General features: G+C 62.3%; 1 protein-coding gene. It reads right to left on the bottom strand.

Annotation, left to right across the window (positions count from 1 at the left end):
* On the bottom strand, positions 1-236 hold a 236-nt coding region (locus G5A07_RS22305), incomplete at both ends, for a hypothetical protein (RefSeq protein WP_223107856.1).

Below are 236 nucleotides of genomic sequence, written 5' to 3'. Positions count from 1 at the left end.
GCTCTCCCTAGTTGGACGACGTGAATCTCGACGCCGCTCAGCCCATCCGGCTTTACGTCGGTGACCTCGAACAGCTCACCATTGAGAGCGCGGAGCACTCGATCACCTTGGACGAGGCCCGGCACGTCGCAGACAAGCGCCGTAAGACACGGCGAGCGCGTGGAGACCTTCACTTCCTCCATGCCGAGGCTGACCTCTCGCGGGGTCTGCTCAAAGACCGCCATGAAGTCGTAACC

This window comes from Stenotrophomonas sp. AS012628, assembly GCF_010608305.1.
Lineage (GTDB): Bacteria > Pseudomonadota > Gammaproteobacteria > Xanthomonadales > Xanthomonadaceae > Stenotrophomonas > Stenotrophomonas geniculata.
Note: the sequence above shows the minus strand (reverse complement) of the source record. Positions and strands in the feature narration are given on the sequence as shown.